At 62.1% G+C, this 18,616-nt stretch carries 23 protein-coding genes and 1 pseudogene; 7 read left to right on the top strand and 17 right to left on the bottom strand.

What is annotated here, in order from left to right:
- Window positions 1-79: 79 nt before the first annotated feature.
- From AC1DZU_RS23050 to moaA, 9 genes are all read right to left on the bottom strand, one after another.
- Window positions 80-949 (bottom strand): ABC transporter permease, encoded by an 870-nt coding sequence (locus AC1DZU_RS23050; RefSeq protein WP_477288642.1) that lies wholly within the window; start codon window positions 947-949, stop codon window positions 80-82.
- On the bottom strand, window positions 946-1,665 hold the full coding sequence (locus AC1DZU_RS23045; RefSeq protein ID WP_095091530.1) for an ABC transporter permease: 720 nt from the start codon (window positions 1,663-1,665) through the stop codon (window positions 946-948). Before AC1DZU_RS23045 ends, AC1DZU_RS23050 begins: the two co-directional genes overlap by 4 nt.
- Window positions 1,666-1,741: 76 nt before the next feature.
- A complete protein-coding gene (locus AC1DZU_RS23040; RefSeq protein ID WP_184874204.1) occupies window positions 1,742-2,527 on the bottom strand; it encodes an ABC transporter substrate-binding protein in 786 nt (261 codons plus the stop codon).
- 150 nt (window positions 2,528-2,677) lie between these two features.
- On the bottom strand, window positions 2,678-3,193 hold the full coding sequence (gene mobB, locus AC1DZU_RS23035) for a molybdopterin-guanine dinucleotide biosynthesis protein B (RefSeq protein WP_477288639.1): 516 nt from the start codon (window positions 3,191-3,193) through the stop codon (window positions 2,678-2,680).
- Window positions 3,190-3,822 (bottom strand): molybdenum cofactor guanylyltransferase MobA, encoded by a 633-nt coding sequence (gene mobA / locus AC1DZU_RS23030; RefSeq protein ID WP_477288637.1) that lies wholly within the window; start codon window positions 3,820-3,822, stop codon window positions 3,190-3,192. The genes mobB and mobA overlap by 4 nt, the downstream gene beginning before the upstream one ends.
- 44 nt (window positions 3,823-3,866) lie before the next feature.
- Complete coding sequence (locus AC1DZU_RS23025) at window positions 3,867-4,787, bottom strand: DMT family transporter (RefSeq protein WP_477288635.1); 921 nt, start codon at window positions 4,785-4,787, stop codon at window positions 3,867-3,869.
- Between the two features lie 121 nt (window positions 4,788-4,908).
- A complete protein-coding gene (locus AC1DZU_RS23020) occupies window positions 4,909-5,268 on the bottom strand; it encodes a hypothetical protein (protein WP_477288633.1) in 360 nt (119 codons plus the stop codon).
- Between the two features lie 118 nt (window positions 5,269-5,386).
- On the bottom strand, window positions 5,387-5,860 hold the full coding sequence (locus AC1DZU_RS23015) for a hypothetical protein (RefSeq protein WP_477288631.1): 474 nt from the start codon (window positions 5,858-5,860) through the stop codon (window positions 5,387-5,389).
- Between the two features lie 58 nt (window positions 5,861-5,918).
- Window positions 5,919-6,914 carry a GTP 3',8-cyclase MoaA gene (gene moaA / locus AC1DZU_RS23010; protein WP_477288629.1) on the bottom strand — a complete coding sequence of 332 codons (996 nt, stop codon included), beginning with the start codon at window positions 6,912-6,914 and terminating at the stop codon, window positions 5,919-5,921.
- A gap of 200 nt (window positions 6,915-7,114) precedes the next feature.
- Here moaA and AC1DZU_RS23005 point away from each other — a divergent pair, with 200 nt between their 5' ends.
- Together AC1DZU_RS23005 and AC1DZU_RS23000 are read left to right on the top strand one after the other, a co-directional pair.
- Window positions 7,115-7,468: a gamma-butyrobetaine hydroxylase family protein gene (locus tag AC1DZU_RS23005; RefSeq protein WP_095091538.1), complete on the top strand. Its 354-nt coding sequence runs from the start codon at window positions 7,115-7,117 to the stop codon at window positions 7,466-7,468.
- Between the two features lie 66 nt (window positions 7,469-7,534).
- On the top strand, window positions 7,535-8,146 hold the full coding sequence (locus AC1DZU_RS23000) for a pyridoxamine 5'-phosphate oxidase family protein (RefSeq protein ID WP_095091539.1): 612 nt from the start codon (window positions 7,535-7,537) through the stop codon (window positions 8,144-8,146).
- Window positions 8,147-8,164: 18 nt separating this feature from the next.
- On the opposite strand, the gene AC1DZU_RS22995 is transcribed toward AC1DZU_RS23000, so the two are convergent.
- Window positions 8,165-8,617, bottom strand: a complete 453-nt coding sequence (locus tag AC1DZU_RS22995) for a MarR family winged helix-turn-helix transcriptional regulator (protein WP_378916515.1) — start codon at window positions 8,615-8,617, stop codon at window positions 8,165-8,167.
- Window positions 8,618-8,664: 47 nt separating this feature from the next.
- Here AC1DZU_RS22995 and AC1DZU_RS22990 point away from each other — a divergent pair, with 47 nt between their 5' ends.
- Complete coding sequence (locus tag AC1DZU_RS22990) at window positions 8,665-9,576, top strand: alpha/beta hydrolase (protein WP_477288626.1); 912 nt, start codon at window positions 8,665-8,667, stop codon at window positions 9,574-9,576.
- Between the two features lie 13 nt (window positions 9,577-9,589).
- On the opposite strand, the gene AC1DZU_RS22985 is transcribed toward AC1DZU_RS22990, so the two are convergent.
- Together AC1DZU_RS22985 and AC1DZU_RS22980 are read right to left on the bottom strand one after the other, a co-directional pair.
- Window positions 9,590-9,985, bottom strand: a complete 396-nt coding sequence (locus AC1DZU_RS22985; RefSeq protein WP_184874214.1) for a rhodanese-like domain-containing protein — start codon at window positions 9,983-9,985, stop codon at window positions 9,590-9,592.
- Window positions 9,986-10,043: 58 nt separating this feature from the next.
- A complete protein-coding gene (locus tag AC1DZU_RS22980) occupies window positions 10,044-10,658 on the bottom strand; it encodes a TetR/AcrR family transcriptional regulator (protein ID WP_477288624.1) in 615 nt (204 codons plus the stop codon).
- A gap of 99 nt (window positions 10,659-10,757) precedes the next feature.
- Here AC1DZU_RS22980 and AC1DZU_RS22975 point away from each other — a divergent pair, with 99 nt between their 5' ends.
- On the top strand, window positions 10,758-11,504 hold the full coding sequence (locus AC1DZU_RS22975) for a 3-oxoacyl-ACP reductase family protein (RefSeq protein WP_477288622.1): 747 nt from the start codon (window positions 10,758-10,760) through the stop codon (window positions 11,502-11,504).
- A gap of 212 nt (window positions 11,505-11,716) precedes the next feature.
- Window positions 11,717-13,597 (top strand): L,D-transpeptidase family protein, encoded by a 1,881-nt coding sequence (locus tag AC1DZU_RS22970; RefSeq protein WP_477288620.1) that lies wholly within the window; start codon window positions 11,717-11,719, stop codon window positions 13,595-13,597.
- Between the two features lie 123 nt (window positions 13,598-13,720).
- On the opposite strand, the gene AC1DZU_RS22965 is transcribed toward AC1DZU_RS22970, so the two are convergent.
- From AC1DZU_RS22965 to AC1DZU_RS22955, 3 genes are all read right to left on the bottom strand, one after another.
- Complete coding sequence (locus AC1DZU_RS22965; protein ID WP_477288618.1) at window positions 13,721-14,203, bottom strand: hypothetical protein; 483 nt, start codon at window positions 14,201-14,203, stop codon at window positions 13,721-13,723.
- 246 nt (window positions 14,204-14,449) lie between these two features.
- Window positions 14,450-15,190, bottom strand: coding sequence for a lysozyme inhibitor LprI family protein (locus AC1DZU_RS22960; protein ID WP_477288616.1), 741 nt, complete (start codon window positions 15,188-15,190; stop codon window positions 14,450-14,452).
- Window positions 15,191-15,572: 382 nt separating this feature from the next.
- Window positions 15,573-15,830, bottom strand: a complete 258-nt coding sequence (locus tag AC1DZU_RS22955; protein ID WP_457154209.1) for a PepSY domain-containing protein — start codon at window positions 15,828-15,830, stop codon at window positions 15,573-15,575.
- A 252-nt stretch (window positions 15,831-16,082) separates the two neighbouring features.
- Between AC1DZU_RS22955 and AC1DZU_RS22950 the strand changes: the two genes are divergently transcribed.
- Entirely contained in the window at window positions 16,083-16,289 is a 207-nt protein-coding gene (locus tag AC1DZU_RS22950) for a hypothetical protein (RefSeq protein ID WP_477288614.1), read from the top strand.
- Window positions 16,290-16,403: 114 nt separating this feature from the next.
- On the opposite strand, the gene AC1DZU_RS22945 is transcribed toward AC1DZU_RS22950, so the two are convergent.
- On the bottom strand, window positions 16,404-17,924 hold the full coding sequence (locus tag AC1DZU_RS22945) for a winged helix-turn-helix domain-containing tetratricopeptide repeat protein (RefSeq protein WP_477288612.1): 1,521 nt from the start codon (window positions 17,922-17,924) through the stop codon (window positions 16,404-16,406).
- On the opposite strand from AC1DZU_RS22945, the gene AC1DZU_RS22940 reads away from it, so the two are divergent.
- Complete coding sequence (locus AC1DZU_RS22940; protein WP_477288610.1) at window positions 17,924-18,220, top strand: hypothetical protein; 297 nt, start codon at window positions 17,924-17,926, stop codon at window positions 18,218-18,220. The two genes, AC1DZU_RS22945 and AC1DZU_RS22940, sit on opposite strands and share 1 nt — an antisense overlap.
- 86 nt (window positions 18,221-18,306) lie before the next feature.
- Here the strand turns inward: AC1DZU_RS22940 and AC1DZU_RS22935 are convergent.
- Window positions 18,307-18,606, bottom strand: a pseudogene (locus AC1DZU_RS22935) (GcrA family cell cycle regulator); the annotation flags it as partial.
- Window positions 18,607-18,616: the final 10 nt, after the last annotated feature.

Here is an 18,616-nt window from a genome sequence, read left to right as displayed (position 1 = left end):
CGACATGCATAGGCTCTGCGCTCATTTCGTCAAGACGCCTGTGGGCTCATCGACTGGTGCAGGCAGTATATGGAACCAGTCAGCGTTTCAGGTGGATGGTGATCCGGCGCTCGATCCATTCGATGCCATGACGCAATATCTCGACCATGACGAGGTAGACGACGGCGACCCAGATATAGGCCTGAATATCGAAGGAGTTGGCGAAGGCGAGCTTTGCGTTGCCCATCAGGTCATAGACGGTGATGATGGCGACGATGGCCGAAGCCTTGATCATCAGGATGAGTTCGTTGCCATAGGGCCGCAAGGCGACGATCAATGCCTGCGGCAGGATGATCTTGCGCAGCGTCTGCAATTTGTGCAGGCCAAGGGAAGCTGCACCTTCCCATTGGCCCCTGGGCACGCTCTCGATGGCGCCGCGCAGGATTTCGGCCTGGTAGGCGGCGGTGTTGAGCGCAAAGGCAAAGACGCCGCAGTTGAATGCATCCTTGAAAAAATCCCAAAGCGTGAATCGGGCGACGGTCAGCCCATCGCTAAACACGGGAAGGTAGATGCCGAATTCGCTGAGTTGCGGCCGGAAAGAGCCAACGCCGTAATAGACCAGAAAAGTCTGGACCAGCAGCGGCGTGCCACGGAAAAAGTAGACATAGCAATAGGCGAGGCCGGATAGGATCCGGTTGCTGGACATACGGCCGTAGGCGACAGGGAGCGACAGTATCGCACCAAGCACCATCGCTATGGCGACCAGCGACAGGGTGACCCCAAGCCCTCTCAGATAGGCCGGCGCATATTTGGCAAAGAAGGCCGGATTCCAGGCAAGGACGAGATAGGCAACGATGCCCAGGCCGAAGGCTATCCACAGGCAGACGAGCGCGTAGCCCGCGATGCGGGGACGCGGCCAGCCCCGCGCCCGCGGCGGTGGCCGCTCGACCATGGTCGCTGTAGCGCTCATCGTTGTGCCTCCCGCCGGCCGAGCGAGCGCAGGATGGCGCTGGTGGCGAAGGACGACACTATGGCCAGACCGAGAAAGACCAGGGCCGCCACGCTGTAAAACAGGAACGAGTGCTTGGTGACGCGAGCGGCCACACCGGCATTGCGCAGCGTCTCTGCGAGACCGACGACCGACACCAGCGATGTATCCTTGAGCAGACTAAGCCAGCAGTTTTCCAAGCCGGGAAACGCGATACGAAGCAACTGCGGCAAGATCACCTTGCGCATGGTCAACCAGTTGGAAAGGCCAATGGCATAGCCGCCCTCATACTGGCCTTTCGGTATGGCGCGGAATGCCGACAGGAAAACTTCGCTGGCATAGGACGAGAAGATCAGGGAAAGCACGATCATGCCGGCGACGAAGCCGTTGACGTCGATGGTCGCGTCGGGCCGGAAATATCGGATGAGATGCTGCAGCAGAATTGGCACGCCGAAGAAAAACAGGAAAAGCGTCACCAGTTCCGGCAGGCCGCGGAAGACCGTGGTGTAGATGTTGGCGGCGAGGCGTAGCGAGGGTTCTTCGGACTGTTTGGCGTATGCAATGAAAAAGCCGATTGTCAGCCCGATCGGCAGCGTGGCGAGTGCGAGCGCGACGGTAACCAGGGCGCCATAAGCGATATCATCAAGCCAGCCATCGGGTCCCCAACTGAGAAGTGTCCATAAGCTCTGGGCTGGCATTGACTGGTCTTGTCTCCACGGCGATCACAGAAGACCGGAAAGGCGGCGGGAGTCTCCCGCCGCCTTTGTCATACTATCAGGATTCGGCGCCGAAGACGTCGAACTTGAAGTATTTGTCGTTGATTTCCTTGTACTTTCCGTTGGCGCGAATAGCATCGATGGCCGCATTGAACTTGTTGACGAGATCGGTCTCGCCCTTGCGTACGGCAATGCCGGCGCCTGGTCCGAAGATGTCGACCGGTTGCGGCGACGGCTGGCCGAGAATCTTGCAGCATGCGCCATCAGGCGAATCCAGCCACTGCTGAAGGACAACAATATCGTCCTCGATGGCGTCGAGACGACCATTGGCAAGATCTGCCTGCTCCTCGGGGCTGCTCGGATAGCCCTTGACGGTGCTGTCAGTGTAAGTCTTCGAGGCATAGTTGAAATGCGTGGTCGTGGTGGCGACACCAATGGTCTTGCCAGCGAGATCTGCCTTGGTCACGCCTTTCAGCGTGCTGTCTTTAGGCACGGCCAGGGCCGACGGCGTGTTGTAATATTTGTTGGTGAAGTCGACCTTCTCCTTGCGCTCCGGCGTGATCGACATCGAGGCGACGATGGCGTCGAACTTGCCGGCCTGGAGAGCGGGGATGATGCCGTCCCAATCCTGGGCGACGAAGGTGCACTTGACCTTCATCTGGTCACAAAGCGCCTTGGCGATGTCGATGTCGAAACCGACGAGCTGGCCATCGGCGGTGAGGTTGTTGAAGGGCGGGTAGGCGCCTTCGGTGCCGATCCTCAGGGTCTTTTCCTGGGCCTGGGCTACGCCGAGCGTCAGCAGCGCAGCCGATGCGGCAAGCGCGATACGCAGTGCAATACGCATGATAGTCCTCTCTTTATGGTCCCGGCCGTCGTTCCAAACGGCTCTGTGGGGCGGTGCTTTTGACCGCCCGCTGGCGCGATACTCCCACTCTTTCCAAGAAAAAAGCAACTGCAAAACCACAAAAATGGGCAAGGCTATTCTGCCGCTGCGTTAGCTCTCAGCAACGAGCCCAGTGTCCCGCTCGATGAAGTCGGCTATTGATTTCACTTCGTCGAGATCGAACACCGGCAAGAGCTCGCCTTCGGCCGCAAAATCGGCGGCGACGGCGACGATGTTCGGATCCGTTGCCGAAAGCGGCGTGCGGTCCTTCGCTTCCAGCCGTCGGGTTTCGATCTTGCGGTGGGCTTCGCGCTTGTAGCCTTCGACCAGCACCAGATCGCACGGTGCGAGCCGTGACAGAATCGCCTCCAGTGTCGGCTCATTCTCACCGCGCAGTTCGTGCATCAGCGCCCAACGATTGCCGGATACGATCGCGACTTCGGTGGCGCCGGCCTGCCGGTGGCGGAAGCTGTCGGCGCCCGGCTTGTCGATGTCGAAGTCATGATGCGCGTGTTTCACCGTCGACACCTTCCAGCCGCGCCGGACAAGTTCCGTGACCAGCCTTTCGGTCAATGTCGTCTTGCCGGAATTCTTCCAGCCCGTGATGCCGAAGACGCGTCTGTTCATGGTTTCATGCTTTGCAACAGACGTTCGGCCTGAACAAGATCGTCGGGCACGTTGATGTTGAAGAAAGGGTCGACCGGTTGGCCCGCGGATTGCGGAACCGGAAATTCCACCTCGACAAATTCATGCCGTTCGATGAAGGCCGAAACCCGCCTGATATCCTCATCGACCAGAAAGTGCCGCAAGGCGTCGCGGCAGTCCGTCGGCCACAGCGCGAAGGTCGGATGCCGCTTGCCGGCCGAGCACGCAACGGCAATCGAACCGGGACGCTGATCGGTTGCGGCAGCCAGTCGTTCGACAAGATCCAGTGGCAGGAAGGGCGTGTCGCCGGCAGCGGTGACGATCGCGTTGCAAGCCGTGTTGGCGGCGGCCCATTCGAGGCCGGTCAGGATTCCGGCAAGCGGGCCGGCAAAGCCCGTGACCGTGTCGGCAAGCACCGGCAGTCCAAAGCGCGAGAACCGCGACGGATCGCCGTTGGCGCTGAGCACCAGGGGGGCGATCTGCGGGCAAAGGCGCGACACGACCTGGTCAAGCACGCGACCGCCGCCAAGCGGCAACAGGCTCTTGTCGCCACCGCCCATTCGTCTGGACTGACCGCCGGCCAGAATGATCCCTGCAACATCTCGCTTCATGCCACCGAGCCTGTACGCCAGCCGTCGGAAATCACAAGAGCCGACTAGATTCCATCCGGGACCATGCTTGGTCCGGTGCTTTCGGCGACGATCTTTCGCCGGCCGACCACTCGCTCGCGGTAAAGCGCATAGAGGCCGGAGCCGATGATGATCGAGGCACCGACGATCATCGGAAGATCGGGAATGTCGGCGAAGACGAACAGGCCAAGCAGGATCGACCAGATCAGGGCCGTGTAGCGGAACGGCGCGATGAAGGAGATGTCGCCCGCCCGCATCGCCATGATGATGAACTGGTAGCCGATGAGCACCAGCACCGCGGCCAGCGCCAACAAGGCTGTGCTGTTTCCCGTCATCGGCGTCCAGCCCCCCATCGGCGAAAGCAACGCGGCTCCCAGGATTGTCATGGCGAGCGCGGTGGCGGTCGACACCAGCAGCGTCGGAATGGCCTGGGGAATCCGCTTGGTGGCGAGATCGCGCACTGCACAAGAGGCAACGCAGGCCAGCGCCACCAGCGAGTAGACGCTGAACCCCTCAAAACCTGGCCGTACGACGACCAGCACCCCGGCAAATCCGATGGCGATGGCCAGCCAGCGCCGCCAACCGACGCCCTCATTGAAGACAAGCGCTGCGCCCATCGTCACCGCCAGCGGCAGCGCCTGGAGGACGGCCGAGACACTGGCGATCGGCAAATGGGCGAGCGCGATCAGGAACGTCACCGTGCCGCCGGCTTCGCCGAGGACGCGCAGGGCCACCATAGGGTCGAGCATCGAGCGTAGCCGGACGAGGGCACCGCGCTGCCAGGCAAGCGAGCCGACGAACAGGGTGGCAAATGCTCCCCTGATCAGCATGACTTGCGCCATGTTCATCGATTGCGACGAGTATTTGGTGATGGCGTCGTTGAGGGTGAAGCCGGCCATCGCCACTACCATGAACAACGCGCCGCGAAGGTTTGGGGAAAGGGGCAAGATGACTACCGGCTCCGCTTTGCTTAAAGCCTGTAGCAGTCGGGCATGAAACAGCAACAGCAAAGGGCTGGGCCACAGGATTGTCCGGTGCCCAGAATATCGCCTGCCATGGCGGCGGACCTTATTTCTTCGGCGTCAGAATTTCGGTGCCGTTGCCTTCCTTGCCGGCGATCGTCCACAGGCCGTGCAGCGACCCGTCATCCTCGACCTTGTAGACGACAAGGCCGATGTCCTTGCCCATTACATAGCCGGCCGAGAAGGCGTCGTCGTTGCGCATGCAGATACCGTCGGAGGACGAGCCCCCCGTCTCCCAATGGATCGCGCAGGTCGTCCCGCTGGTCAGCGTGATGGTGGCTTCGCCACCATAGGCCGAGCCGTCGAAATTGGTGCCGGCGACCGTATAGGTGCCGCCGATCGACTGGGCCGTAGCGGGCAAGACCGTGAGGCCAAGCAATGCGAACGAAAGAAGAAGTTTGCGCATGGTGTATTCCCCCAGAGCGAAAGACCGCTACGAGACGGAGGCTAGGCGGGAAAACTCCGTCGGTAAATCAGGCGAACATTTGTGAACAGGGATTTGTCGGCGGTGTGGCCGAAAATGCTCATGGTCCTTTGAGGCTGCTGGCGATGGCGCCGACCAGCGGATCGTATTTCGACTTCAGGGCGGGCGGGTAATCGACCCAGACCGTGCGGATGACGCCATCCCGGCCGAACAGGCGTCGCTCGTAGAAGATCTTTCCATTCTTCAAGCCCGACAGCACGGCCCAGTCCTTGCCGGCCCTGCTGTAGGTGACCTTGTAGCCGGGTTGACTACTGGCCTTCTCCGCCGCCACGAAACCCTTCGGCGTGTCGTCGTCGATGTTGAGGATCCCCGAGCAGATCAGGCTGGCGCCGTCGGCACTCAGCCATTCCTGGCCGTCGCCATTTTCCGGCTCGGGCTGGCGGTCGGTGAAGATGTCGTCGGGAAAGGTGCAGACGGTGCCGAAGCGCTCATTTGTGTAAGTGAATGGCGCGGCGACGGCGTTGGTCGCCGCAATTGTTGCGACAGCCGCCAGAAATGACGAACGACTCAGCATATCCCACCTCGAAGCCAATGACCCCCGGAGGCGATCCTGCATGAATTTCGCGAAAAGATCAGCCGCCGGTGACGCTCATGTGCCGCGAAACGGAGGGGCGGCTGGTGCGGCGGTCGATGATGAAATCATGGCCTTTCGGCTTGCGGCCGATCGCCTCGTCGATGGCCTCCGCGACCAGCTCGTTGCCTTCGGACGCGCGCAAGGGCGCGCGCAGGTCGGCGGCGTCCTCCTGGCCAAGGCACATGTAGAGCGTGCCGGTGCAGGTCAGCCGGACGCGGTTGCAGCTCTCGCAGAAATTATGCGTCATCGGCGTGATGAAGCCGAGCCGTCCGCCGGTCTCGGCGACATGCACGTAGCGGGCCGGGCCGCCGGTCTTGAAGGGAATGTCGGTCAGCGTGAACTGGCGTTCCAGCGACGCGCGCAGCAGCGACAGCGGCAGGTACTGGTCGGTGCGGTCGCCGTCGATCTCGCCCATCGGCATGGTTTCGATGACCGTCAGGTCCATGCCGCGGCCATGCGCCCAGCGCATCATGTCGGGCAGTTCGGCGTCGTTGAAATCGCGCAGCGCCACCGCGTTGAGCTTGACCTTCAGCCCGGCCGCAAGTGCTGCATCGATGCCTTGCATGACCTTGTCGAGATGGCCCCAGCGGGTGATCTTGTGGAACTTGTCGGCATCGAGCGTGTCGAGCGAGACGTTGATGCGCTTGACGCCGCAATCGGCGAGCTCGGCGGCGAAGCGCGACAGCTGCGAGCCGTTGGTGGTCAGCGTCAATTCTTCCAGCGCGCCGCTTTTGAGATGCCGCGACAGCTGGCGCACGAGGTGCATGATGTTCTTGCGAACCAGCGGCTCGCCGCCGGTGAGGCGCAATTTCCTGACGCCTTTTTCGATGAACACCGTGCACAGCCGGTCGAGTTCTTCCAGCGACAGCAGGTCCTTCTTCGGCAGGAAGGCCATGTCCTCGGCCATGCAATAGGTGCAGCGGAAGTCGCAGCGGTCGGTGACCGACACCCTGAGATAGCTGATGGTGCGCCCAAAAGGATCGATCATGTCCATGCTTCAAACAATTCCCGTGGCCGTGAGCGGCATCGTTATATACCGCTATGTGATACGATCCGGCCTGCCATTCAAGATACCGCTTCTCGATCTTTGGTAACATTCCCTGGCCGACATCGCATGTCGGCTCACCTCAAACGGCCTTTTCCCTTCCGGCGAAGCAGCGTAGGGAAGGGTGGATTGCCAAGGGAACGAACACCATGACCGCACCCAGGGAACTCCGGGTCTCGAAGGACCGCAAACTGCTGTCCGTCACCTTTCCCGATCATCGGCCGTTCGAACTGCCGGCGGAGCTGTTGCGTGTCGCTTCGCCATCGGCCGAAGTGCAGGGCCATTCGCCGGACCAGCGGGTGACGGTCCCCGGCAAGCGCAATGTGGCGATCCTGAAGATCGAGCCGGTCGGCAATTATGCGGTGCGCATCACCTTCGATGATTTTCACGACACCGGCATCTTCACCTGGAATTACCTGCACACGCTCGGCCACGAAAAGGACGAGCGCTGGAATGCCTATCTCGCCGAGCTTGCGGAAAAGGGCTTGAGCCGGGACCGCTAGGCCGTCGCTGTCGTCAAAACGTCATCGATGTGGGGTAGCGCCGGCAAAGGTTTGGAGACGAGGAAGATGTCGGTCATCACCACGGTCGAGCAGCTCGAGGCGCTCTATGGCGTTCCAGGCGAGGCTTCGTTGGTCAAGGAACTCGATCACGTCATTCCGGAATACGCAGCCTTCATCGAGGCCTCGCCGTTCGTCGCGCTGGCAACCAGCGGACCAGAGGGCCTGGACTGTTCGCCGCGCGGCGATCTCGCCGGTTTCGTGCGCATCGTTGATCCGAAAACGCTGATGATGCCGGACCGTCGCGGCAACAACCGCGCCGATTCGCTGAAAAACATCATTCGCGACCCGCGCGTCGGTCTTTTGTTTCTCGTGCCGGGCTCCGGCACGACGCTTCGCATCAACGGCAGGGCCCATATCACGACGGATACAGCGCTGTGCGCATCGTTCACGGTGGACGGCAAGGCGGCGCGCTCGGTCACCGTCGTCGATATCGATACGGTCTACTTCCAATGCGCCCGCGCCATCGTCCGCTCCGAGCTGTGGAACCCGGCGAGGCATGTCGACCCGAAGTCGCTGCCGACGCCCGGACAGATCCTGGAAATCACCAGCCGCAGGAACATCGACGGCGAGACCTACGACAAGGAATGGCCGGAGCGGGCGAAGAAGACGATGTGGTAGGTTTCGGGGCTGAAAGGGCTAGGCGTCTTTCAGCACATCGTAAATCTTGCGCATCTGCTCGCCGATCATGTCGCATTGTTCCGGCGTCGACTGGCTCATCGCCTTCTCGATCAGCGCCATGTGCACTTTCAGCGCCTGCATCAGCAGCGCCTCGCCGGCTTCGGTCAGTGCAAGCCGCAGGATCCGCTTGTCCTTCTCGTCGCCTTCGCGGCGCAGCAGGCCACGCGCCTCCAGCTGCGGCAAGAGCATTGTGATGTTGGAGCGGCCGACGAGCAGCTTGCGGGCAAGGTCGTGCTGCGACATGCCGGGGTGGCGATAGAGGTTCATCAGCACGTCGAGCTGCGCCGGTTTCAGGTCGAGCGGCGCCAGTTTCGTCGCCAGCGTGCGTTCAAGCACATGGCAGGCGCGCGCCACCGCGACCCAGTTGCGAAAACGCGGGTTGTCCCAAGGTAACTCTTGTTTATTGTTCATCTTTGAACTATTATGTTCATGCTTGAACGTATGGATGGATTCTCACTATGGCATCAATCGGGCTGAAGGTCATCCGGCGGGTGTTTGGTGCGGCTGAGCGTATTGCGCCGCGCCTGACCGGACGCGCGGCTTTCGAACTGTTCTGCCGCACGCCGAATGTGAAGGCGCTCAGCGATGGCGAGCGCCGCGCCGTGGACCGTGCGGCCGGGTTCATGAGAGAGGCGCGCCATCACCGGCTGAAGACCGCGACCGGCTGCGTCATGGTGCACGAATTCCGGCCGGAGCCGGGCAGGGCGGCGGCCGGCACCGTGCTTGTCGTGCATGGCTGGCGTTCGCGCACCGAATATATGCGTGCGCTGATCGAAGGCTATCGCGCGGCCGGCTACAGGGTGGTTTCGCTTGACCTGCCTGGCCACGGCCAGTCGCAGGGCCGACGGCTGAACATGGTCAATGCCGTGGATGCGGTGCGGGTCGCCGGCGAATGGTTCGGCCCTTTCGTGGCTGTTGTCGGCCATTCCTTTGGTGGCGCCGTCGCCGCCAATGCCCTCGCCGGCTCGGTCAAGAACATCCCGCCGCTGGTGGCGGGACGCCTGGTGCTGATCGCAGCGCCCAGTTCCCTGCCGGCGATCTTTGCCGACTTCAGCCGCATGCTCAATGTCGGCCCGCGCTCACAGGCCGCCATGGCGGACCGTGTCGAACATCTTTCCGGCCGGCCGCTGCACGAATTCACCGGCGACCGCCAGCTCGCTCACGCGCCGGTGCCGACCCTGGTCATCCACGCACCGGACGACCGTGAAGTTCCGGCCGATCATGCCACACGCTATGCCGGCGCCGGCGGCCATGTGCGGCTCTACTGGGCCGACGGACTTGGCCACCGTCGCATTCTTGCGGACAAGGGCGTGGTCGGACGCGCGGTCGGTTTCGTCGGCGAGCATCCCGAGCCGTCGCTGCTGCACTGAACGGCCATCGAGGCTATTTCTTCTTCCCGCCGGGCTCGACCGGCAGTCCGGCCGCCTTCCAGGCGGTGTAGCCGCCAAGGATGTGCTTGACCGGTGACAGCCCCATGTCCTGCGCCGTCTTGGTGGCCAACGCCGAGCGCCAGCCGCCGGCGCAGAAGAAGACAAAGCTCTTTCCCGAAGCGAAGAACGGCTTGTGATAGGGGCTTTCGGGGTCGATCCAGAATTCCAGCATGCCGCGAGTGACATGCTTGGCGCCGGGGATCCTGCCGTCGCGTTCGACCTCGCGCGGATCGCGCAGGTCGACGAAGATGGTGTCTTCATCGTCAAGCAGCCCGGCCGCTTCCTCCGGCGACACCACCTCGATCTCGGCATTCGCCTCATCCAGCAGTTCGCGATACCCTTTTTTCACAGGCTTGTCCTCCCGACCGGCTGGCTGTCTGGATTTGCAGCACAATGGCCGGCGTTTGTCACGCTCTGTCCGTGCCGGCCATCGTCTGCCACGCCGCCATCGCGCCGGCCACGGTTGCCAGAAGCGCTGAATGCGAGGCGCCGTCGCGGGCCTGGATCGACATGCCGTGCTGGACAGTGGCGTAGAAGGTGGCGGCAGCGCTGCAGTCGAATCCGACCGGCAGTTCGCCTTCGGCAAGGCCGCGTTCGAGACGCGTGCGCAGGGCGGCATGATTCTCGGCGCGACGACGGCGCAGATCGTCGCAGATGGCGCCGCGGCTGGAGTCCTGGTGCAAAGCGCCGAGCGTTATCAGGCAGCCCTGCGGGCGATCGGTCTGCGCGTAGGCTTTCGCCGTGAGGCATAGAAATTGTTCGATCGCCTGACGCGCGGTCGGCGCTTCCTCAAGCGCCAGCCAGATATCGGCCCCCTCGGTGCGCGAATAGAAATCGGTCGCCTCGAGGAACAGCGCCTCCTTGCTGCCGAAGGCGGCGTAGAGGCTGGGCGAGTTGATGCCCATGGCGGCGGTCAGCTCGCTCATCGATGCGCCTTCGTAACCGCGAGCCCAAAAAACCTCCATCGCGCGGTGCAGGGCTGCGGTTCGATCGAAGGTGCGGGGGCGGCCTCGTTCCGACATGACGCCCTTTTCTGTGTTGATCGATACATAATTCAGTTGACGCGGCCGGGCAAGACTGACAGTTATTTATGTATCGATCATTACAAAAAGGAGAAACAAATGTCGCCCAACAGCTTGAACGGCAAGGCCGCGCTCGTCACTGGCGGCAGTCGCGTCATCGGTGCGGCGATTGCGCGACGGCTTGCCGCCGAGGGCGCCAGCGTCGCGCTGACCTATGTGCATGGAGAGGAGCAGGCCCGCTCGGTCGTTGCCGAGATAGAGGCCAAGGGTGGTCGCGCCATCGCCATCAAGGCCGACAACCGCGATGCGGTGGCCATAGACAAGGCCGTCGATGACGCCGTGGCCGTATTCGGCCGACTCGACATCCTGGTCAACAGCGCCGGCATCTGGCGTGCCGCACCCATCGACACCCTGTCGCTCGCCGATTTCGACGAGACCATGTCGGTCAATCTCAGGGCGCCGTTCGTCGCCTCGAAGGCGGCGGCAGTGCATATGGGCGAGGGCGGCAGGATCATCTCGATCGGCAGCAATCTTGCCGAGCGGGTGACCGACACAAGTCTTGGCGCTTATTCGGCCAGCAAGGCGGCACTTGTCGGCCTGACCAAGGCGCTGGCGCGCGACCTCGGCCCGCGCGGCATCACCGCCAATGTCGTTCACCCCGGTTCGACCGACACCGACATGAATCCGGCTGATGGCCCGCATGCCGAACACCAGCGCCAGAAAATGGCAACGCCGCGCTTTGGCAAAGCCGAGGACATTGCCGGTATGGTCGCCTGGCTCGCGGGACCGGAAGGCCGATTCGTCACCGGCGCGGCGCTGACCATCGACGGTGGCGCCAACGCCTGATCCCCGCAGGATCTCCCCCGGCCGGAGCGGAGACACTTCGCTCCGGCCGTCACGATGTTGTGAAACCGTTCTGCAACAAGCGTTCCAAAATTTATGGAAGCTTAACGAAATCAGTATGAATCAGTATAGTCGCGCCTTACATCCGCCATGCGGTGAGCGAGATCGTCTTAACGGTGCGGAACGGGAACCGGTTACAGCCGGGCGGGTGATTCATGAAATTCCTCCGAAACAAAGCAACCGTGATGCCGCTGGTGGCGATCTCGGCAACGCTGGCCTTCGGTGTGCCTCAGGCAGGCGCGCAAGGGCTCTTCGACATGCTTTTCGGAGGTGGCGTCAGGCACGAGCCGCAAGGTGAGTTTCCACCCGCGCCGCCCAAGCACAAGCCGAAAGTGCCGGGTGGTGGCGGCGGCGTAAAAATCAGCAGCCCGTCCTACTACACCTACAAGGCCGATCGGCTGGTGCGCATCGACTTTTCGGCGCTGACCGCGGCGCCAATGCCGTCGGCCCCGCAGGATGCCGCATTCGTGCCCTCAGCCACGGGGGCTGCCTTCCACGACGCGATTGCCGGCTTGAGCGACTACGAACTCTATGCCGAGCCCGATATCGCCAAGGCGCTGATCGCCTACTACTCGGCCAATCCGGATTTCATCTGGGTGACGGGCACGGGCCTCAATAGCCGCGCGCAGGATGGGGTGCGGGTGCTGGGCGAGGCAGCGAGCTACGGCCTTGAACCGGCCGACTACACGGTCAACGTGCCTGCCGCCAACGCCTCGCCGGCCGACGCCAATGCACAGCTGAAAGAGCTCGTCCGCTTCGAGATGGCGCTGTCGGCCCGCGTGCTGCGCTATGCTCATGATGCCCAGAACGGCCGCGTCGAGCCCAACCGCATGACCGGCTACTATGATTTCCCGGCCAAGCCGCTCGACTTGCAAGGCGTGCTGAAAACGCTGGCGCATACCCAGGAGGTGCGCACCTATCTCGAATCGCGGCATCCGCAGAATGCGGAATACCAGGCGCTGCGCGTCGAACTGGAGTCCCTGCAGGCCAGCGCCGAGAACGAGATCGTCGTCGACCCCAAGCTGCTGCTGAAGCCGGGCGAAACCAGTCCCGAACTGCCGAAGCTGCTAACCCTGATCGCCCGCAATCTCGATGACGAGATGGGTGGCGCCTATGGCGAGATCCTTTCCAGGCTGGCCACCAGCGAAGTCTATGTCCCGGAACTGGTTCCGGTGATCGAAGCCGTGCAGAAGAAAGCCGGCATGAAGGGCGACGGCGTCATCGGACCGCGCACCGTCGCGACGCTGGCCGGAACGTCCAAGGCCGACAGGTTGCTGAAGGTTGAGGTGGCGCTGGAGGAACTGCGCTGGCTGCCTTCCGATCTCGGCAGCCCGCGTGTCTTCATCAACCAGCCGGCCTTCACCGCGAGCTATATCGACAATGGCGAGGAAAAGCTGAAGACGCGTGCCGTCATCGGCCGGACCACCAACCAGACCGCCTTCTTCTACAACCAGATCAAGCAGGTCGACTTCCATCCCTATTGGGGCGTGCCGCAGTCGATCATCGTCAACGAGATGCTGCCCAGGCTGCGCAGCGATCCCGGCTATCTCGATCGGGCCGGCTACGAGGTCACCGATTCGCGCGGCAAGCGCATCCCTTCGTCGGCGGTTGACTGGGGCGCCTATGGCGCCAACATTCCCTACAGCGTGCGCCAGCAGCCGAGCGAAGCCAATGCACTGGGCGAGCTGAAGATCCTGTTCCCCAACAAGCACGCGATCTACATGCACGACACGCCGCAGAAATCGTTCTTCAAGCAGGATATGCGCGCGCTCAGCCATGGCTGCGTGCGGCTGCAGGATCCGCGCGGCATGGCGGCCGCCGTGCTCGGCACCTCGGTCGACGATATCGCCGAGAAGCTGAAGCACGGACATTCGACCGAGGATGTGACGCGCAAGATCCCGGTCTATGTCGCCTATTTCACCGCCTGGCCTGATATGTCCGGCAAGGTCGAATATTTCGGCGACGTCTACGATCGCGATACGCGGCTGAAGCAGGCATTGGATGCCACCGAGGCGGTGCGCTCGCCGTCGAGTTGAGCAACGGCCTTTTTCGACTTCTAAAGCGCGTCGGCTGAAACAGTTTTAGCCGACACGGCTTAAGTCTTTGTTTTTATGCGTGTCGCTGTCCCAAACCCGCTGCGCACTTTTGGACAACACGAATCAACGCTCGAACAGCGGGCGCCTGAAACCCGCGTCGCGTCCGGCGATCAGCCAGTACACCAAACCGGCGACAAGGCCGGCCGCGGCGATGATGCCGATGTCGGCCCAGCGCTCGGGGTCCATGTCCTCCGCTGAACTTGGCCAGATCAGGAAGAAACCGCCGGCGGCCGCCGCGGCGCCGAAAAGCATGTGCAGCAGGAAATTGCGCAGTGAGAAGAGTTCGGCAATCAGCGCGAAGATGAGCGTCTGCAGTGCGGTCACGACAATGGTCAGGAAATAGACGAACATGCCGAGCGGCGGAACCACAAGGACCGCGATCGGCGAGACGCCCATGACGTCGAAATAGGCGGGCGCGTTGGGTAGGGAACTGAGCGCGGCGTAGATCGCCACGACAGCGATCAAGCCGACCAGCACCGATACGAGGTAGCCGGCCAACATCATCAGTATGCGCTTCAGCACGTGCTTCGCCGTCGCCATGCCCATCCCCCATGCGGCGCCTGTGGGCCGCAGTCAGCCATCAAAGCGAGACTGACGCAAGGGGAGTGGCAGGACGGTGCAGGGTAGTCGCTTCAGACCAATGACAAGCTCGACTTGTGGCGGAGACCACCAATTGCCGAAGTCGGCGCCGCCCCTCATCGCCCTGCCGGGCACTTCTCCCCGTATCGTGACAAGGAGAGGATGCCGGCAGGCAGGTGAGGGGCAGCGCTACGCGGAACACGAAGCGGCAGTTCACGCGCCGCCGCACATATGCTCGGAGTCCGGAAGCGCCCATGATGCCTTGATGGCGAGATCGATGCCGTAGTAGACACGGCCGCGCTCATCGCCCTTGGGGCAATCCCTGGGAATGGAGATCAGACACATGACTGCCGCGTCGCCGACCTTCGAGGCGGCCAGGCCAGGGTCGCGATCATAGGAGACGGCGCCGCCGTCATTGGTGAATGTCGCGGCACTGCCGCCATCCGGGTTGGCCGTTTCCAGCGGATCGTCGCCAAGCCGCGTGGTCAGCGTCTTGATATGGGTGGAGGCGCATTGGCCGATTGCCGAGGGCAGCGGCTGATCAGTCTCTTTCGGGTTTCGCGCCGCGGCTTCCAGCGCCTTCTTGCCGACCAGTGCGATGTTGTAGTCCTGCACCCATGGCGGCGCGGCGCCATAGGTTTGCAGCGCGTTGTTCAGTGCGCTGGCGATGCAGGCGGTGTCGCTCTTGCAGGCATTGCGGTCGGCAATCAGCCCTCGGGCGATCCTGCGCTTGTCGCCGCCGAACGCCGGCTCGAAATCCTTGAACGCCTTGGCGACCAGCAGGTCGATGGCCGACAGCTGCGGATCGGCGCAGATCGCCTTTTCTGCCGGCCGGCTTGCCTTGGCGCAGTCGAAGGATGGCCCATCGGCCCGCGCCGGAGCGGCCCCAAGGATGCCGCCGGCCAGAATGAAGGCCAGCACGGCCAGAAGACGGGTTCGAACGGAAGATCGCATGATTGCCCCCAAGCCACGATTGCCCAAGGCGCAGCCCACGCCCTGGCATGCATGTCATACCTCAAGAATGGACAATTTTGGGCGAGGCTAGGGCAATCGCTTCAGGTTTCGAATTCGTCTCCGTCACCCTTTTCCGGACGCTGGCGCTGCCCCTCACCAGCCTGCCGGCATCCTCTCCCCGTATAGTGACGCGGAGAGGGCGCTGTCATCGATGGTTTCGCCAATTGTCGACGTTGCAAAAAGGAGCCGGCGTTGCGGCCATCCCCCTTCTCCCCGTCACTATACGGGGAGAAGTGCCCGGCAGGGCGATGAGGGGCGGCGCCGACTTCGACAATTGGGGATCCAGTGCGCCGCGTCAGATACGGACACTTGCCGACGAACCCTATTTTGGCTCGGCGGTCACGGGATCGTAGGTGATTTCGACCTTGGCCTTGTCAGACGTGTAGTAGGTGACGACGTAGGCGCCGCTGTCCCAGTCGACTTCCTTCACATAGCGAAAGCCGTCGCGCTTCTCGACCTTGGCGAGGATCTCCGACAGTTTCTTGGCGTTGGGCGGCGGCAACAGGGGCTCATCCGCGGCAAAGGCCGGCCCGCCGGCGAGAAGAACGGCGACGCTCGTCGCCAGCAGAAATCTAGACATGGCTTTCCCTCAAGTTCTCGTCGGACAGAAACTCGCTGCCATGCCGGTTTGTTCCGCAGCTGAAGTGCGTGGCGATTGAGTTCACCGATTGCAGCTTTCGGAAGAAAAACCCATGCGCCAAAAAACCACGATGCGCCGCTTCAGTATTCATGGCCATATTATGTTGGCGGTTCATTGGGGGTCACTATGCGCGCGCGTCATGTCGTCTTGCTTGCACTGTCGGTGCTTTCCATCCCGGCCGTATGCATGCCCATGCAGAAAGCCAAAGCGCTGGAACCTGAACGCTACACGGTCTATTGCGCCGACGACCGCATCTCGGTTTCGTTCTGGGATCTCGACCAGATGAAGGTGCGGAACGGCTCCGACGTCTGTCAGTTCCAGAGCTACACGAGCTACAGCAGCGCCCTGAATTTCGCCCAGAAGAATTCTGGCGGGGAAGGGGCGGACTGCAGTTGCTAGCTCTATTGCACTGGATTGCGATGTTGAGGAAACCAGGCGCGCTTGGGTAGCCCAGCAGTTGCCACGGCATCGATGGATTTCTTGTTGGCGTCCACGTCGGCCCGAGTGGCGGCCCTAGCCTTGGTCCTCATACGCTGCGAGTGCCTTGGCGACGCCGGCAATGAGGTGTTCGACATCACTCGCATGTTCGAAGGCGATTCCGGTTTGCGCAAACTCAAGCGGCGAGTAATCAGGCGCTATCCGCTTGACCTCTGCCATAATGCGCTGAGCTTCCTTCAGTTCGCCGAGTTGAGCGTGACACCCCGCCAGCCTTGTCAGTCGCCAGGGGGTCCTCGGGGGGACCTTGGACATGCTGACAAGCGCGGCCTTGTAATCTCCAGCCGAGTATTGGGCGATGGCGCGATCATAGTGGTACCAATCAGGATGGATCGGGTTGATCCGTATCGCACGGTCAATCGCCGCGAGTGCTTCAAGCGGCCTGCCTCTCATCGTCAGCAAGTACCCCATTTGCGCAATCGTATCGGCGTCATATGGGTTGAGGTCGAACGCGCGTTGAAGGTGATGTTCGGCCGATTCGAACCGACGGGCAGAGAGCAAAGCCTGGGCAAGCACGCGATGGCAGCGTGGCTCTTCCGGCGCCAGGGTCACCGCACACTCCGCGCGGTCGATCAATGAAGCAAGCAACGCCGGGGATGCCTCGGCATAGCCACCGATAATGAGATCGGCGAGCGCGGTGTAGGAATGCGCCAAAGCATAGGTCGGGTCCTTGTCGACCGCACCCTGAAAGAGATCGCGCGCGGCCTGATTGTCGTCAGCGCCATAGCCGCGCAGCCGGGCCAGTCCACGCAGGAGAAGCTCATATGCGGCCAGGCTATCGGGAGGCTTCGGGGTTGCCTGCTTGACACCCGCGTCGTCAAGCCGAGCGACCAGCCGGTTCACCACACGGCTGGCGATTTCTTCCTGCATGTCGAAGATCTGGCCGCCAGAAGCAGAAAAGGTATCGCTCCAGAGAACTTCACCCGTCGAAGCGGTCATGAGACTGACGGTGACCCGCATGCCGTCTGCGCGGGTCGTCGCCCTGCCGCGGACCAGATAGGTCGCGCCGAGGCTGTCGCCGACGGCACGCCAATCCGAAGCGGAATCGGAGACAAATGCAAATCCGGAATTGCGCGCCAGCACAACGACCGTCCCGAAGCGAGCCAACGCGTTGACAATGTCCTCGGCGAAACCGTCGACCAAAGGGGCGTCGTCCGGCGCACCTTCATTGCTGAAGCGCAGTACCGCAACGCTCGGCTGTCCAGAGCGCTCTTGTCTTGGCGTATCGGGAAGAGAGAGGAGGTAGCCGCGTTTGGCAACCGTGCGGATAATGGTTTGGCTTTCGTCCTGCAGCGCCTTTCGCAACTCCCTGACCGCCTGCGTCAGTGAGTCCTCGGTCACGAACACATCGGGCCATACCGCTGACATCAGTTCAGACTTGGTCGCGACACGCCCGACATTCCTGCTGAGGTAAGTTAGCAGATCAAACGCCTTGCAGCGCAGAGCAACAGGTTTTCCATCGCAGACAAGCAGCCCGCGGGCAAGATCAAGCTCGCAACTGCCAAGTGCCAGTATGGGCCCACCGTTTTCTTGCGACATTGAATGCCGATCTGACCAGCTCGACCAAACGCAGCCTGATTGGGGTCTCAATCGGCTCGGACGTCAAGGGATCAGAGGAATTTGACCTGCCTTCACCTTGGCTGGAAGTCATCCGCCTCTCCACGGCGATGATCTCCAGCATTTCGAACATTGTTCCAGGCATGGGCGCACAAGGCGACCCAACCATGACGCTGGACGCAAATTCCAGGAGTTCCTGCCGGGCGGCTTGGCGCGTGTTCTCATTCAGCGACATGTTCGACCTCATCCGGTTCGTTCTTCAGAACAATGCAGCCTAGGAACGGCCGCGTACCGGAAGATTTCTGAAATTCTGCTGAATCTCTCCCCTTGTCGCGCTTGCGGTCGGGGAGGCCGCCCGCTTAACTTACGCGGCGCGTCGTTGGGCGGGTTGGAGACCTGAACGGGTTCGACGAGGGTCGACGGCGGTCACGATGCTGTGGTGGTGATCGCAATAGACGCGATCCGGCGAAGTTGGCCCAGCACAAAAACGGTAACCCCCGGGTACTGACGCGTCTTCGCTCACTGGGAAGCGGCACTGATAGACGCCTAGCTGGATGAGGGGGACGTCTCTCGAAGTTGGTCTGATATTTTCAGGCATGATTTTCAGGTTCCTAGTTGATAGCCATTGCCGGCTGACGGCCGCAGTGCGACAGCGTCGGGGCGAGCTTCTCTCG

It is taken from the genome of Mesorhizobium sp. P2_A12, assembly GCF_056405075.1.
This window is presented reverse-complemented; position numbering and strand designations above follow the sequence as displayed.

Excerpts from the sequence above, each read along its gene's own strand:
- AC1DZU_RS22950 (WP_477288614.1), top strand. The coding sequence starts at position 16,083 with ATGCAGAAAGCCAAAGCGCTGGAACCTGAACGCTACACGGTCTATTGC.
- moaA (WP_477288629.1), bottom strand. The coding sequence starts at position 6,914 with ATGGACATGATCGATCCTTTTGGGCGCACCATCAGCTATCTCAGGGTG.
- mobA (WP_477288637.1), bottom strand. The coding sequence starts at position 3,822 with ATGAAGCGAGATGTTGCAGGGATCATTCTGGCCGGCGGTCAGTCCAGA.
- AC1DZU_RS23000 (WP_095091539.1), top strand. The coding sequence starts at position 7,535 with ATGTCGGTCATCACCACGGTCGAGCAGCTCGAGGCGCTCTATGGCGTT.
- AC1DZU_RS22995 (WP_378916515.1), bottom strand. The coding sequence starts at position 8,617 with ATGAACAATAAACAAGAGTTACCTTGGGACAACCCGCGTTTTCGCAAC.
- AC1DZU_RS22990 (WP_477288626.1), top strand. The coding sequence starts at position 8,665 with ATGGCATCAATCGGGCTGAAGGTCATCCGGCGGGTGTTTGGTGCGGCT.
- AC1DZU_RS23045 (WP_095091530.1), bottom strand. The coding sequence starts at position 1,665 with ATGCCAGCCCAGAGCTTATGGACACTTCTCAGTTGGGGACCCGATGGC.
- AC1DZU_RS22955 (WP_457154209.1), bottom strand. The coding sequence starts at position 15,830 with ATGTCTAGATTTCTGCTGGCGACGAGCGTCGCCGTTCTTCTCGCCGGC.
- AC1DZU_RS23020 (WP_477288633.1), bottom strand. The coding sequence starts at position 5,268 with ATGCGCAAACTTCTTCTTTCGTTCGCATTGCTTGGCCTCACGGTCTTG.
- AC1DZU_RS22960 (WP_477288616.1), bottom strand. The coding sequence starts at position 15,190 with ATGCGATCTTCCGTTCGAACCCGTCTTCTGGCCGTGCTGGCCTTCATT.
- AC1DZU_RS22965 (WP_477288618.1), bottom strand. The coding sequence starts at position 14,203 with ATGGGCATGGCGACGGCGAAGCACGTGCTGAAGCGCATACTGATGATG.
- AC1DZU_RS23015 (WP_477288631.1), bottom strand. The coding sequence starts at position 5,860 with ATGCTGAGTCGTTCGTCATTTCTGGCGGCTGTCGCAACAATTGCGGCG.
- AC1DZU_RS22945 (WP_477288612.1), bottom strand. The coding sequence starts at position 17,924 with ATGTCGCAAGAAAACGGTGGGCCCATACTGGCACTTGGCAGTTGCGAG.
- AC1DZU_RS23005 (WP_095091538.1), top strand. The coding sequence starts at position 7,115 with ATGACCGCACCCAGGGAACTCCGGGTCTCGAAGGACCGCAAACTGCTG.
- mobB (WP_477288639.1), bottom strand. The coding sequence starts at position 3,193 with ATGAACAGACGCGTCTTCGGCATCACGGGCTGGAAGAATTCCGGCAAG.
- AC1DZU_RS22980 (WP_477288624.1), bottom strand. The coding sequence starts at position 10,658 with ATGTCGGAACGAGGCCGCCCCCGCACCTTCGATCGAACCGCAGCCCTG.
- AC1DZU_RS22975 (WP_477288622.1), top strand. The coding sequence starts at position 10,758 with ATGTCGCCCAACAGCTTGAACGGCAAGGCCGCGCTCGTCACTGGCGGC.
- AC1DZU_RS22970 (WP_477288620.1), top strand. The coding sequence starts at position 11,717 with ATGAAATTCCTCCGAAACAAAGCAACCGTGATGCCGCTGGTGGCGATC.
- AC1DZU_RS23050 (WP_477288642.1), bottom strand. The coding sequence starts at position 949 with ATGAGCGCTACAGCGACCATGGTCGAGCGGCCACCGCCGCGGGCGCGG.
- AC1DZU_RS23040 (WP_184874204.1), bottom strand. The coding sequence starts at position 2,527 with ATGCGTATTGCACTGCGTATCGCGCTTGCCGCATCGGCTGCGCTGCTG.